We start from the raw sequence: 14,568 nt of genomic DNA on the forward strand, positions 1-14,568 counted from the left end.
GCCTCGCTTATCAGCCGGTCATTACTATACGTTTTCCGCCTCAGGCTGTCCTTTTGAAACGCTCCGGCAAATAGTCCATTTCTGGACTTAAATGAGTCAGGAGCACCTTTATAATGACGGATAAAACGTTATCAGAGGATCAGCATGATGAGTGAACCAGCATCATTTTTTCTCCACGCCCACATCACCCGGGATAATCTGCAGGCATTTTTACGTTCTCCTGCGAAAAATATGGAAGACTATAGCGACTGGCTGGACTGGTTCAGTGCGGAGCAACGGATATACGGCGATCCGGCAAAGATGCTACGCGATCTTGCCGGTTGTAACGCTGGCACCAGCAAAGACAATATCTGTGCCGAACATATCACGTTCGATGCGCAGACGCAGATCGTCACCATGGACCACATCTTCCTGTCGGAAAGTTTTGATGATTTTTTGCCTCTGGTCGTCTGTCTGCGGGGGATGGAAAAATTCATTACGCCAGCCACGCAAAATAACTTTCTGCTGATTTATTCCTACTGGTGGGGAGCAGAGAAAGACGTCAGTATCGGTATCGAATTCGACGACGGCAAGAGCAAGATAATAGCAAACCCACAGGTGGAAAATTTGACTATCGCGAATGCCTTCTTTGATGAACATGGTGACGCGCTGGCAGAGGAGCTGTACAACAAACAGGGTTATATTTGATGACATTAATCGGGATAGCCGGGTGAGAGCTTCTCACCCGGCATGCCGCGTTACTGGTACACCGGTAACAGATTAAAGCTCGACAGAATATGCACCAGCGCATTACCCACACCAAAGACCAGGATCAACGCAATCATCGGCTTGCCGCCCCAGACACGGAATGTCGGGCTGCCGAAACGCTTGCGGGATTTACGCGCCAGCAGCGCCGGCACAATTGCCGCCCAGATGGTTGCCGCCAGTCCGGCGTAGCCAATCGCATAAAGGAAACCATTCGGCCACAGGAGGCCGCCAACCACCGGAGGCGTAAAGGTTAACAGCGCGGTTTTGAAGCGCCCGCTGGCAGAATCATCAAAACCACAGAGATCGGCCAGGTAGTCAAACAGCCCCAGCGTAACGCCGAGGAACGAGCTGGCGACCGCGAAGTTAGAAAAGATCACCAGCAACAAATCCAGACTACGGCTGTTCAGGACACCGCTCAGTGACTGTACCAGCACGTCAATATTACCGCCCTTTTGCGCAATATCGATAAACTGCGGACGTGGAATATTGCCCATCGTTCCCAGCAGCCAGACGATATAAAGTCCCAACGCCAGCAGGGTGCCATACACCAGGCACTTCACGATAGTGCGCGGGTCCTTACCGTAGTATTTCATCAGGCTCGGCACGTTGCCATGGTAGCCAAAAGACGCCAGGCAGAACGGCAGCGTCATCAGCAGATAGGGTGTGTAGGAAGCATGGCTTTCAGCCACGTTAAACAACGTCACTGGCGTAACGTGCCCCAACAGGCTACCGAAGGTCAGAAAGAAGGTAATGACTTTCGCACCCAGCACGATCGCCGTCATCCGGCTGACCGCTTTGGTACTCAGCCACACCACAAACGCTACCAGCAGCGCAAAGCAAAAACCAGCCACCCGGGCCGGTACGTTCAGCGACATTTCCGCAAAGGTATGATGCAGAATCGATCCGCTGGCAGAAATATAGGCATAGGTCAGGATGTAGAGCACAAAGGCGATAGAAACGCCGTTCACCACATTCCAGCCCTGGCCCAGCAGATCTTTAGTGATGGTGTCGAAGCTGGAACCAATACGATAGTTCAGGTTGGCTTCAAGGATCATCAGCCCGGAATGGAGCATACAAAACCAGGTGAAGACCAGCGCCGCCAGCGACCAGAAGAACCACGCTCCGGACATCACGACCGGCAAAGAGAACATGCCAGCACCAATGATAGTGCCGCCGATAATGACCACGCCACTGAGCAGTGAGGGCGAGGTTTGTGTGGTGGTGAGGGTAGCCATCTGGTTTTTTCTCCGTTACAAAGCACTTCTCCTGGTGAAGCGTGCCACACTGTACCAGTACACGAGTACAAATGAAATAAAAAAAGCCCCGGTTGTTAAGACCGGGGCTGTACAGATTACTTTACGATACTAGCGTAAATTACGCATCGCCACCGAAACGACGACGGCTGGAGGAGTCGTCACGACGTGGAGCTGCATCATCACGACGCGGCGCACGGCCTTCACGACGCTCGCCGCTGAAACGACGACCTTCACTACGACCGCCTTCACGACGCTCACCGCCAAAACCACGGCCTTCGCCACGACCGCCTTCGCGACGTTCGCCACCGAAGCTGCGGCCACCGCCACGGCGTTCACCGCCGGTGTGCGGCTGTGCATCGCCCAGCAACTGCATGTTCATCGGCTTGTTCAGAATGCGGGTACGCGTAAAGTGTTGCAGCACTTCACCCGGCATGCCTTTCGGCAGTTCGATAGTGGAGTGAGACGCAAACAGCTTGATGTTACCGATGTAACGGCTGCTGATATCGCCTTCGTTAGCAATCGCGCCAACGATATGACGAACTTCAACGCCATCATCACGGCCCACTTCAATGCGGTACAGCTGCATATCACCAACGTCACGACGTTCGCGACGCGGACGGTCTTCACCACCGCGTTCCGGACGGTCGCCACGCGGGCCACGGTCGTTACGATCGCGCGGCGCACGGTCATCACGGTCACGGAATTCGCGACGCGGACGCATCGGTGCATCCGGCGGTACGATCAGAGAACGTTCGCCCTGCGCCATTTTCAGCAGTGCGGCGGCCAGCGTTTCGATATCCAGCTCTTCACCTTCAGCCGTCGGCTGGATTTGCGCCAGCAGACCACGGTAGAGATCCAGATCGCTGCTTTCCAGCTGCTGCTGTACTTTAGCGGCAAATTTTTCCAGACGGCGTTTGCCCAGCAGTTCTGCGTTCGGCAGTTCCACTTCCGGAATAGTCAGTTTCATGGTGCGTTCAATGTTGCGCAGCAGACGACGCTCGCGGTTCTCAACGAACAGCAGCGCGCGGCCAGCACGACCCGCACGACCGGTACGACCGATACGGTGAACATAAGACTCGGAGTCCATCGGGATGTCGTAGTTAACCACCAGGCTGATACGCTCAACGTCCAGGCCACGGGCCGCAACGTCGGTGGCGATCAGGATGTCCAGACGACCATCTTTCAGGCGTTCCAGTGTCTGCTCACGCAGCGCCTGGTTCATGTCACCGTTCAGCGCGGCGCTGTTGTAACCGCTACGCTCCAGCGCTTCAGCCACTTCCAGGGTCGCGTTTTTGGTACGCACGAAGATAATCGCCGCATCAAAATCTTCCGCTTCCAGGAAACGCACCAGCGCTTCGTTTTTACGCATACCGTACACCGTCCAGTAGCTCTGGCTGATGTCCGGGCGGGTGGTAACGCTGGACTGAATGCGCACTTCCTGCGGCTCGTTCATAAAGCGACGGGTAATGCGACGAATCGCTTCCGGCATGGTCGCAGAGAACAGCGCGGTCTGATGGTCAGCCGGGATCTGCGCCATGATGGTTTCAACGTCTTCGATGAAGCCCATACGCAGCATTTCATCGGCTTCGTCCAGTACCAGACCACTCAGGCTGGACAGGTTCAGCGTACCGCGTTTCAGGTGATCCAGCAGACGACCCGGCGTACCGACGACGATCTGTGGTCCCTGACGCAGGGCGCGTAACTGCACGTCATAACGCTGGCCGCCGTAAAGGGCTACCACGTTCACGCCATGCATATGTTTAGAGAAATCGGTCATTGCTTCAGCAACCTGAACCGCCAGCTCGCGGGTCGGTGCCAGTACCAGGATCTGAGGTGCTTTCAGATCGGCATCAAGATTGTTGAGCAGCGGTAAAGAAAACGCTGCGGTTTTACCGCTACCGGTCTGGGCCATACCCAGAACGTCACGGCCGCCCAGCAGGTGAGGGATACACTCTGCCTGGATCGGAGATGGTTTTTCGTAACCCAGATCGTTAAGGGCTTCAAGGATAGGAGCCTTCAGGCCCAGATCTGCAAAAGTGGTTTCGAATTCAGCCATGTAGTACAAGTGCCTCGATATTAATGGCGGCCAGTCTACATAACTCATCATGAAATTGATCTGCAATTTTCATTGAAAAGTGTGAACCGGCTCAAAGTAGGTGTATTAACGAACAACAACGCCCTCACCCGCGAAGGTGATGGCAATCAAAAAATTCGGGCTAATGTCTGTTCGTCAGCTATTGCTGGTCCGATTCTGCCAGGTCATCTTGCTCCTGGCCCAGGAGCGATAATTCCAACAATGCGTATCGGTGCTCAACAAAGTTATGAACGTTGTTAGCCACCGCCAGTTTGAACAGTGCCGTAGCGCTGTCCTTGTCCCCAAGACTTAGGTAATACTTACCTAAATAGAAGTTGGTTTCACTGAGATGCTCAGCGAGCGAGGTGTTATCCGTTGCGTCCGCCTTGAGTCGTCCCATTAACGCGGATTCGTTAATGTCGCCCAGGTAGAACTCGACAATGTTCCATCCCCACTGTTCCTTATCCGATTTCTCGAAGCGCTGTTTTAACGCTTCTTTTGCCCGCTTCTCATCAAGCTTCTGCTCAACGAGATAAAGCCACAGGCTGCGGAAAGGATCATTGGGATCGTCTTGATAAAACGCCAGCAGATCATCTTGCGCTAACTTGTCGCGACCGCCGTAATACAGGGCGATACCGCGATTCAAGTACGCGTAATTGTAAGTTGGATCAAGCTCAAGTACAGAATCAAACGCTTCATAGGCGGCATCATAACTGCCTGCCTGCGTTAAATATATGCCTAAGTAATTGAATACTTCAGGCATATCCGGTCTTATTGCCAGCGCTTGTGAAAAATCATTTCGCGCTAAGGCCCTCAGACCGAGACTATCATACAACACTCCGCGCTCATATAAAAGCTGTGCGCGTTCGTCATCGGTTAAAGCCCGACTGGCAAGAATTTGTTCCATGCGTGCCAGAATCACTTCCTGCTGTAAAGTCGGTTGCAATGGTACTGCGAGGACTTCACTTTTACGCCAGCTGGAGCTGTTGCATCCTGCAAGCGTAAGAGCTGTTGCCACGAAACACCAGCGCAAAAAAGGCTTCATTTCCCACTCCCGAAGACAACAAAAGGATGAACGTCCCGTTCCCCAGTTGCAAACAAGGCGTCCAGCCAGCTAATTAGCCCTCCGCCTGCGCGGAGGGCAATGGCAACCTTACTCGCCTTGTTCAGCAGCCGGTGCTTCCGGTGCATTCGCAGGCTGAGACTGCTCGGTTGCTTCTTTGATGCTCAGACGGATACGGCCCTGGCGATCAACTTCCAGAACTTTCACCGGTACTTCCTGATTCATTTGCAGATAGTCGGTCACTTTCTCAACGCGCTTGTCGGCAATCTGAGAAATGTGGACCAGACCTTCTTTACCGCCGCCGATGGCAACAAACGCGCCAAAGTCAACGATACGGGTCACTTTACCGTTGTAGATACGACCCACTTCGATTTCTGCAGTGATCTCTTCGATACGACGGATAGCATGTTTCGCTTTCTCACCGTCGGTAGCCGCGATTTTCACCGTACCGTCATCTTCGATTTCGATGGTAGTACCGGTTTCTTCGGTCAGCGCACGGATAACCGAACCGCCTTTACCGATAACGTCCTTGATTTTATCCGCGTTAATCTTGATGGTATGGATGCGCGGTGCAAACTCAGAGATATCGCCGCGCGGCGCATTAATTGCCTGTTCCATTACGCCCAGGATGTGCAGACGCGCACCTTTAGCCTGGTTCAGCGCAACCTGCATAATCTCTTTGGTGATACCTTCAATTTTGATATCCATCTGCAGCGCAGAGATACCGTCACGGGAACCCGCCACTTTGAAGTCCATATCGCCCAGGTGGTCTTCGTCGCCGAGGATGTCAGACAGCACAACAAAGTTGTCGCCTTCTTTCACCAGGCCCATTGCGATGCCCGCAACGGCCGCTTTGATCGGCACGCCTGCGTCCATCAGCGCCAGGGAAGCGCCACAGACGGAAGCCATAGAGGAAGAACCGTTAGATTCGGTGATTTCAGACACCACACGTACGGTGTACGGGAATTTGTCGGCTTCCGGCATCACTGCCAGCACGCCGCGCTTCGCCAGGCGACCGTGACCAATTTCACGACGTTTCGGCGAGCCTACCATACCGGTTTCACCCACAGAGTACGGAGGGAAGTTGTAGTGGAACAGGAAAGTGTCCGTACGTTCACCCATCAACTCATCCAGCGTCTGCGCGTCACGTGCGGTACCCAGGGTGGCTGTCACCAGCGCCTGCGTTTCGCCACGGGTAAACAGCGCGGAGCCGTGAGTACGCGGCAGTACGCCGGTGCGTACGTCCAGACCACGAATCATGTCTTTTTCACGACCGTCAATGCGCGGCTCGCCTGCCAGTACGCGGCTACGAACCACGTTTTTCTCGATTGCGTGCAGGATTTCACCCAGTTCGTTAGCGTCCAGGGTTTCGTCTTCAGCCACCAGGCTGGCAATCGCTTCAGATTTGATGGCATCAACCTGAGCATAACGTTCTTGTTTGTCGGTGATACGATATGCGTCGCTCAGGCGAGACTCAGCCAGCGCAGCCACGCGCGCGTTCAGCGCATCGTTAACGGCTTCTGGCTGCCAGTCCCAGCGCGGTTTACCCGCTTCTTTCACCAGGTCGTTGATCGCCTGGATAACCACCTGCTGCTGATCGTGGCCAAAGACCACTGCGCCCAGCATCTGATCTTCGCTCAGCAGTTCAGCTTCGGATTCCACCATCAGAACAGCCGCTTCAGTACCCGCAACCACCAGGTCCAGTTTACTTTCTTTCAGCTCATCCTGCGTCGGGTTCAGTACGTACTGGTCATTGATGTAACCCACACGTGCAGCACCGATCGGGCCGTTGAACGGAATACCAGACAGGGACAATGCAGCAGAAGCGCCGATCATCGCCACGATATCCGGGTTAACCTGCGGGTTAACAGAAACAACGGTAGCAATAACCTGAACTTCGTTGACGAAGCCTTCCGGGAACAGCGGACGTACCGGGCGGTCAATCAGACGCGCGATCAGCGTTTCGCCTTCGCTCGGACGGCCTTCACGACGGAAGAAGCTGCCCGGGATACGGCCAGCAGCGTAGGTACGCTCCTGATAGTTAACGGTCAGCGGGAAGAAATCCTGACCCGGTTTGGCTTTTTTCTGACCAACAACGGTCACAAATACTGCGGTGTCATCCATGCTAACCATAACGGCAGCAGTAGCCTGACGCGCCATCATCCCGGTTTCCAGCGTAACGGTATGCTGACCGTACTGGAATTTACGAACGATCGGATTAAGCAAAATAATATCCTTTCTTAATTAGTGGCAGTGCACCCACGGCACACTGTCGTTAACAACCGATCTTCTGCGCATCCTCGCGACTAATGACAACCCTAACCCACTTTGTGGGTGAAGCCTCTCATTAGCCGCGCGAACCTCTGCGACGGAAGATCATTCATAGCAACAATACATTAGTTTCCAGCGAATTGCTGCGGTGCGGTTGAAAAAAGGGGCCCTGAAGGCCCCTTTTCTGAAACTCGCAAGACTTAGCGACGCAGGCCCAGACGCTCGATCAGCGCGGTGTAGCGTGCAACATCTTTACGTTTCAGGTAGTCGAGCAGTTTACGACGCTGAGAAACCATACGCAGCAGACCACGACGGCTGTGGTGATCTTTTTTGTGCTCTGCAAAGTGACCCTGCAGGTGGTTAATCTGTGCGGTCAGCAGTGCAACCTGTACTTCGGTAGAACCGCTGTCGTTAGTACCACGACCAAACTCAGAAACGATTTTAGCTTTAGCTTCAACGCTTAGAGACATTTTAGAACTCCAGATTTAAAAGAAAGAAAGGGTGCCAATCTCTAATTCAGCAACCCCATAGTTAATGTCCGCCAGCTTGTTAAACAATTTAGCGGGCATTAAGCGGCAATATTCTACTCGCAGCGCCTGGTTATCGCAAGACGGAGCGGTATTATGCCGGATATTCAACCACCAGACGACGCGGGGCGATGCGTCCTTCATCGTCGATTTCGCCCATACCGATAAAGCTGGCGCTATCACCTTCGGTCACGCGTACCAGGCCATTTAACGGCGCACCAGAGGCCCTTACGGGTTGGCCCTGCTTAAAATAACCCGCAACAACCGCCGGAATATTGACCAGAGGAAAGTCCGAAGCCGGACTGTCCATCGGCATCAGTAGCGGATCAAGCAGATCGCCCGCCGGAATAGCTTGCTGTTCAGCCTGCGCCACCAGCTGACGCAGATGCTCCAGCGTCACCATCCGCTCTACCGGGTATTTGCTCACCGCCAGCCGACGCAGGAAAATCACATGCGCGCCACAGCCCAGCTTTTCACCAAGATCGTCAATGATGGTGCGAATATAGGTGCCTTTCGAGCAGTGAACTTCCAGTTCAAGCTCATCGCCTTCGTGGCGAATGAAGCGTAGCTCATAAACGGTGACCGGGCGCGCTTCACGCGGCACTTCAATACCTTCACGCGCATATTCGTACAGTTTCCGCCCCTGATATTTCAGCGCGGAATACATTGACGGCACCTGCTGAATATCACCCCGAAACGTGTCCAGCGCGGCGTCAAGGTCTGACGCACTAAAGGTAACAGGACGCTCCTGCACTATCTGGCCGTCAGCGTCGGAGGTATCTGTACGCTGGCCCAGACGGGCAATCACACGATAGCGCTTATCGGAATCCAGCAAATACTGGGAAAACTTAGTGGCTTCCCCCAGGCAGATCGGCAGCATACCGGTTGCCAGCGGATCTAACGCGCCGGTATGCCCGGCGCGGTTGGCATTATAGATGCGTTTTACTTTCTGTAATACGTCATTGCTGGACATCCCCTGCGGTTTATCCAGTAGCAGAACGCCATGTATGTCGCGACCGCGACGGCGAGGACGACTCATTAGTCCTCCTTGCTGTCGTCCGGGTTCACACGACGCTCATCGTCGTGTTTTACCACGCTGGTGACCAGGTTGGACATGCGCATCCCTTCAACCAGCGAATTGTCGTAGAAGAAGGTCAGTTCCGGCACGATGCGCAGGCGCATCGCTTTGCCCAGCAGCGAACGGATAAAACCGGATGCTTCCTGCAACGCTTTGATGCCCGCTTTCACCGCGTCTTCATCTTTGTCATTCAGGAAGGTTACAAACACTTTGGCATAGGCCAGATCGCGGGACATTTCGACGCCAGAAACGGTAGTCATCATGCCCAGACGCGGGTCTTTGATTTCGCGCTGCAGGATGATTGCGATCTCTTTTTGCATCTCCTGAGCCACGCGCTGCGGGCGACCAAATTCTTTCGCCATAATAAATTCTCCAGACAAAAAAGGGGCTATCAGCCCCTTTTGAAATAATTGCCGGGTGGCGCTTTAAAGCCTGATGGCGCTACACCTATCAGGCCTACAACCCGGCTAACAATCCTAACGCAGGCCCGGTAAACGAAGTGCCACCGGGCATGACGAAGATTATGCGATAGTACGTTGGATTTCGATGATCTCGAACACTTCGATCATATCGCCAACGCGAACGTCGTTGTAGTTCTTCACGCCGATACCACATTCCATGCCGTTACGGACTTCGTTAACGTCATCTTTGAAGCGGCGCAGGGATTCCAGCTCGCCTTCATAGATAACCACGTTGTCGCGCAGAACGCGGATCGGGTTGTGACGTTTGATTGTCCCTTCGGTAACCATACAGCCCGCGATCGCACCAAATTTCGGTGATTTGAATACGTCACGCACTTCAGCCAGACCGATGATCTGCTGTTTCAGTTCCGGAGACAGCATACCGCTCATCGCCGCTTTCACTTCGTCGATCAGATTATAGATGACGGAGTAGTAACGCAGATCCAGGCTTTCGGATTCAATCACTTTACGCGCAGAGGCATCGGCACGAACGTTGAAGCCAACCAGGATGGCGTTGGACGCCGCTGCCAGGGTGGCGTCGGTTTCGGTGATACCACCCACGCCAGAACCGATGATCCTGACTTTAACTTCGTCGGTAGACAGTTTCAGCAAGGAGTCAGAAATTGCTTCCACAGAACCCTGAACGTCAGCCTTCAGCACGATGTTCACTTCATGAACTTCGCCTTCGGTCATGTTAGCGAACATGTTCTCAAGTTTCGATTTCTGCTGACGAGCCAGTTTAACTTCACGGAATTTGCCCTGACGATACAGTGCCACTTCACGCGCTTTCTTCTCGTCACGTACCACGGTCACTTCATCACCCGCAGCCGGAACGCCGGACAGGCCGAGGATTTCCACCGGAATGGACGGACCCGCTTCCAGCACTTCCTGACCGAGTTCGTTACGCATCGCACGAACGCGACCGTATTCGAAACCGCACAGTACGATGTCGCCCTTGTTCAGGGTACCTTCGCGAACCAGAACTGTGGCAACCGGACCACGACCTTTATCAAGGAAGGATTCGATGACCGCACCGCTCGCCATGCCGTTGCGAATAGCTTTCAGTTCCAGAACTTCAGCCTGGAGCAGAATAGCGTTCAGCAGATCATCAATACCGGTACCTGCTTTTGCAGAAACCGGGATGAACTGCGCTTCGCCGCCCCACTCTTCCGGCATAACGCCGTATTGAGACAGTTCGTTCTTAACGCGATCCAGATCGGCTTCTGGCTTGTCGATTTTGTTCACTGCAACGACTAAAGGCACCTGCGCCGCTTTCGCGTGCTGGATAGCTTCAATCGTCTGCGGCATCACACCATCATCGGCAGCAACGACCAGAACAACGATATCCGTTGCCTGTGCACCACGAGCACGCATGGAGGTAAACGCGGCGTGGCCCGGGGTATCCAGGAAGGTGATCATCCCGTTGTCAGTTTCAACGTGATACGCACCGATATGCTGGGTAATGCCGCCCGCTTCACCGGAAGCCACTTTCGTAGAACGAATGTAGTCCAGCAGCGAGGTTTTACCGTGGTCAACGTGACCCATGATGGTCACTACCGGTGCACGCGGTTCTGCCGCAGCACCTGTATCACGGTCGCTCATTACCGCTTCTTCCAGCTCATTTTCACGACGCAGGATCACTTTGTGGCCCAGTTCTTCAGCCACCAGTTGTGCGGTTTCCTGGTCGATAACCTGGTTGATGGTCGCCATTGCACCCAGTTTCATCATCGCTTTGATGACCTGAGAACCTTTGACTGCCATTTTGTTCGCCAGATCGCCAACGGTAATGGTTTCGCCAATCACGACGTCACGGTTAACAGCCTGAGCGGGTTTCTGGAAGCCCTGCTGTAAAGAAGAACCTTTACGCTTGCCGCCTTTACCACCGCGAACCGCTGCACGTGCTTCTTCACGATCGGCTTTTGATTCGGAGTGCTTATTCCCTTTTTTGGCCGGACGCGCTGCTTTCGCATTACGGCCACGGCCACGGCCGCCTTCAACTTCACGGTCGTTATCATCTTCAGCCTGACGCGCATGCTGAGAGGTGGTCACGTGATAGTCGCTGGTGTCTTCAGTGGTTTCGGTTGCCTGCACACCATTTTTCTCGTTTTCTTCCGCCATACGACGAGCTTCTTCAGCGACCCGACGCGCTTCTTCTTCCAGCTTACGACGTGCTTCTTCTTCGGCTTTACGCTTCAGTTCCGCAGCTTCGTTCTCACGACGGGCTTTCTCAGCCTGGGCAGTTTTGGTCATATCGTCTTGTTGGTTGCTCACTTTGTCTTTTTCCGCAGCTTCACGTTTCGCTTTGTCAGCGGCTTCACGCTTAGCTTGTTCTGCGGCCTCACGTTCAGCTTTTAATTGCGCCTCACGCTTGGCTGTCTCTTCAGCCTCACGACGGGCTTGCTCTTCCGCTTCACGCTGTGCCTGCTCTTCCGCCGCGAGACGTTCTGCCTCTTGCGGGTCACGTTTCACAAAGGTGCGTTTCTTGCGGACTTCGATTTGTACCGATTTACTTTTTCCACCGGTACCTGGAATGTTTAAAGTACTGCGCGTTTTACGCTGTAATGTCAACTTATCCGGGCCTGCACCCTGATCACGATTCAGGTGGGCCTGGAGGGTTTGTCTTTCTTGTGCGGACACAGAGTCATCAACAGACTTGCGGATACCTGCATCAGCGAATTGCTGTACCAGGCGATCCACGGAAATCTGTTTCTCTGCGGCCAGCGCTTTTACGGTTACATCTGTCATGCTGTTCCTTCCTGCTACAGTTTATTACGCTTCGTCACCGAACCAGCAAATATTACGGGCAGCCATAATCAGCTCACCGGCTTGCTCGTCGGACAGACCGTCGATACCAGCCAGATCATCAATGCCCTGATCGGCGAGATCTTCCAGCGTACAAACACCACGGGCAGCCAGTTTGAATGCCATTGCGCGATCCAGCCCTTCAAGATTCAGCAGATCGTCAGCCGGTTGGTTATCACCAAGGCTCTCTTCCTGGGCCTGAGTCAAAGTGGCCAGTGCGGTTTTAGCACGCTCACGCAGTGCTTCAACGGTCAACTCATCAAGGCCGTCAATTTCCAGCAGTTCTTTCATTGGCACGTAGGCCAGTTCTTCCAGCGATGAGAAGCCTTCTTCAACCAGAACAGTGGCGAACTCTTCGTCAATGTCGAGGTGTCTGGTAAAGGTTTCAATAGCGGCATGCGTTTCAGCCTGATGCTTCGCCTGAAGGTCATCAACGGTCATTACGTTGAGTTCCCAACCGCTGAGCTGTGAAGCCAGACGCACGTTCTGACCGTTACGGCCAATCGCCTGCGCCAGGTTACCGGCTTCAACCGCGATATCCATGGTGTGTTTATCTTCATCCACTACGATGGACGCTACGTCTGCCGGAGCCATAGCGTTAATCACGAACTGCGCCGGGTTATCGTCCCACAGTACGATATCAATACGTTCGCCACCCAGTTCAGTAGAGACCGCCTGAACGCGTGCACCACGCATACCGACGCAGGCACCAACCGGGTCGATACGCTTGTCGTTGGTTTTCACTGCGATTTTCGCGCGTGAACCTGGATCGCGAGCGGCTGCTTTGATCTCAATAACTTCTTCGCCGATTTCTGGCACTTCAATGCGGAAGAGTTCAACCAGCATTTCCGGCTTAGAACGCGTTACGAACAGCTGGGCTCCGCGTGCTTCAGGGCGTACAGCGTACAATACGCCACGAATGCGGTCGCCCGGACGGAAGTTTTCGCGCGGCAGCATATCTTCACGCAGGATCACCGCTTCAGCATTGTTGCCCAGATCAAGGGAGATGTTATCGCGGTTTACTTTCTTCACCACGCCGGTGATGATTTCACCTTCATGTTCGCGGAACTGATCGACAACCATTGCGCGTTCAGCTTCACGGACTTTCTGGACAATGACTTGTTTTGCGGTCTGCGTCGTGATGCGGTCGAAGGTCACGGACTCAATCTGATCTTCAACATATTCACCGACATTCAGGCTTTCGTCTTCAAAACGCGCCGCTTCGAGAGTGATCTCTTTCGTCGGCTGGGTCACTTCTTCAACAATAACCCAGCGGCGGAACGTATCGAAATCACCGCTTTTACGATCGATTTCTACGCGAACATCGATCTCTTGTTCGTATTTTTTCTTTGTAGCCGTTGCCAGTGCGCTTTCCAGCGCTTCGAAAATTTTCTCGCGTGGCAGCGATTTTTCGTTGGAAACGGCTTCAACAACAGCCAAAATTTCTTTATTCATCGGGGCCTTTCACCTCAATCCAGACTGTTAAAAGTGGGGAACCAGGTTCGCCTTCTGGATGTTACTCAGCGCGAACACTTCATCTTTGCCATCAACCGTAACCGTGATCATCTCACCGTCAACCGCTTTAATAATGCCCTGCCATTTGCGACGATTCTGAACCGCCATGCGCAGGACCAGCGCCACCTCTTCACCCAGGAAACGCGTATAGTGTTCAGCGGTGAACATAGGACGATCGAGGCCAGGTGAGGAGACTTCCAGGTTGTAGGCAACAGTAATGGGGTCTTCAACGTCCATTACGGCGCTCACCTGATGGCTCACATCAGCACAATCATCAACATTGATGCCATCTTCACTATCAATATAGATGCGCAGTGTCGATGTGCGACCGCGAATAAATTCGATGCCGACCAGCTCAAAGCCCAATGCTTCAACCGGTGCTGTAATCATCTCTGTTAATTTTTGCTCTAATGTGGACAAGCCCACCCCCAAGACATAAAAAAAGGGCGTAAAGCCCAGTTATTCTGTAGTCAGATAACAAAAAACCCCGATAAATCGGGGCTTTAGATAACTGAACCCTATAGCCGCAACGGCGGCCTGGAGAACCTTCCGAAAGAATTTTTTTCAAACTCAGCTACGAAGGCCAACGTCTTCACAGACTATTTGAAAAAGAACTCTAAGGGAAAGTGGTTGCGGGGGCCGGATTTGAACCGACGACCTTCGGGTTATGAGCCCGACGAGCTACCAGGCTGCTCCACCCCGCGCCTGAAACGTGGCAAATTCTACGCGTTTTGAGTAGAAAATGCAAATAATGCTGGGATTTGGTACCGAAGA

The 14,568-nt window shown here is 53.5% G+C and carries 12 protein-coding genes and 1 tRNA gene; 1 reads left to right on the forward strand and 12 read right to left on the reverse strand.

Annotated features, from left to right (window positions below; all coding sequences use genetic code 11):
* Window positions 1-147: 147 nt before the first annotated feature.
* Window positions 148-687, forward strand: coding sequence for a cytoplasmic protein (locus CHU32_RS19730; protein WP_103676702.1), 540 nt, complete (start codon window positions 148-150; stop codon window positions 685-687).
* Between the two features lie 50 nt (window positions 688-737).
* Here the strand turns inward: CHU32_RS19730 and mtr are convergent, their stop codons facing one another.
* The 12 genes from mtr to CHU32_RS19785 all read right to left on the reverse strand — a co-directional run bounded on the left by mtr (window position 738) and on the right by CHU32_RS19785 (window position 14,498).
* Window positions 738-1,982: a tryptophan permease gene (gene mtr / locus CHU32_RS19735; protein ID WP_103676703.1), complete on the reverse strand. Its 1,245-nt coding sequence runs from the start codon at window positions 1,980-1,982 to the stop codon at window positions 738-740.
* Window positions 1,983-2,121: 139 nt separating this feature from the next.
* Window positions 2,122-4,059 carry a DEAD/DEAH family ATP-dependent RNA helicase gene (locus tag CHU32_RS19740; protein ID WP_133159257.1) on the reverse strand — a complete coding sequence of 646 codons (1,938 nt, stop codon included), beginning with the start codon at window positions 4,057-4,059 and terminating at the stop codon, window positions 2,122-2,124.
* Window positions 4,052-4,132, reverse strand: a complete 81-nt coding sequence (gene yrbN, locus CHU32_RS28065) for a protein YrbN (protein WP_100249910.1) — start codon at window positions 4,130-4,132, stop codon at window positions 4,052-4,054. The genes CHU32_RS19740 and yrbN overlap by 8 nt, the downstream gene beginning before the upstream one ends.
* Before the next feature lie 105 nt (window positions 4,133-4,237).
* Complete coding sequence (gene nlpI, locus CHU32_RS19745) at window positions 4,238-5,122, reverse strand: lipoprotein NlpI (protein ID WP_103676705.1); 885 nt, start codon at window positions 5,120-5,122, stop codon at window positions 4,238-4,240.
* Between the two features lie 108 nt (window positions 5,123-5,230).
* On the reverse strand, window positions 5,231-7,366 hold the full coding sequence (gene pnp / locus CHU32_RS19750) for a polyribonucleotide nucleotidyltransferase (protein ID WP_103676706.1): 2,136 nt from the start codon (window positions 7,364-7,366) through the stop codon (window positions 5,231-5,233).
* Window positions 7,367-7,611: 245 nt separating this feature from the next.
* Window positions 7,612-7,881 carry a 30S ribosomal protein S15 gene (gene rpsO, locus CHU32_RS19755; RefSeq protein WP_003861789.1) on the reverse strand — a complete coding sequence of 90 codons (270 nt, stop codon included), beginning with the start codon at window positions 7,879-7,881 and terminating at the stop codon, window positions 7,612-7,614.
* 151 nt (window positions 7,882-8,032) lie between these two features.
* Complete coding sequence (truB, locus tag CHU32_RS19760) at window positions 8,033-8,977, reverse strand: tRNA pseudouridine(55) synthase TruB (protein WP_103676707.1); 945 nt, start codon at window positions 8,975-8,977, stop codon at window positions 8,033-8,035.
* Window positions 8,977-9,378 carry a 30S ribosome-binding factor RbfA gene (gene rbfA / locus CHU32_RS19765; RefSeq protein ID WP_049838896.1) on the reverse strand — a complete coding sequence of 134 codons (402 nt, stop codon included), beginning with the start codon at window positions 9,376-9,378 and terminating at the stop codon, window positions 8,977-8,979. The genes truB and rbfA overlap by 1 nt, the downstream gene beginning before the upstream one ends.
* A 159-nt stretch (window positions 9,379-9,537) precedes the next feature.
* Complete coding sequence (infB, locus tag CHU32_RS19770; protein ID WP_103750917.1) at window positions 9,538-12,222, reverse strand: translation initiation factor IF-2; 2,685 nt, start codon at window positions 12,220-12,222, stop codon at window positions 9,538-9,540.
* Between the two features lie 24 nt (window positions 12,223-12,246).
* Window positions 12,247-13,734: a transcription termination factor NusA gene (nusA, locus tag CHU32_RS19775; RefSeq protein ID WP_103676709.1), complete on the reverse strand. Its 1,488-nt coding sequence runs from the start codon at window positions 13,732-13,734 to the stop codon at window positions 12,247-12,249.
* A 27-nt stretch (window positions 13,735-13,761) separates the two neighbouring features.
* On the reverse strand, window positions 13,762-14,214 hold the full coding sequence (rimP, locus tag CHU32_RS19780) for a ribosome maturation factor RimP (protein WP_139156239.1): 453 nt from the start codon (window positions 14,212-14,214) through the stop codon (window positions 13,762-13,764).
* A 207-nt stretch (window positions 14,215-14,421) separates the two neighbouring features.
* A tRNA-Met gene (locus CHU32_RS19785) sits at window positions 14,422-14,498 on the reverse strand.
* Between the last annotated feature and the right edge of the window lie 70 nt (window positions 14,499-14,568).

The sequence above is a fragment of the Superficieibacter electus genome (genome assembly GCF_002915575.1).
Classification (GTDB): domain Bacteria; phylum Pseudomonadota; class Gammaproteobacteria; order Enterobacterales; family Enterobacteriaceae; genus Superficieibacter; species Superficieibacter electus.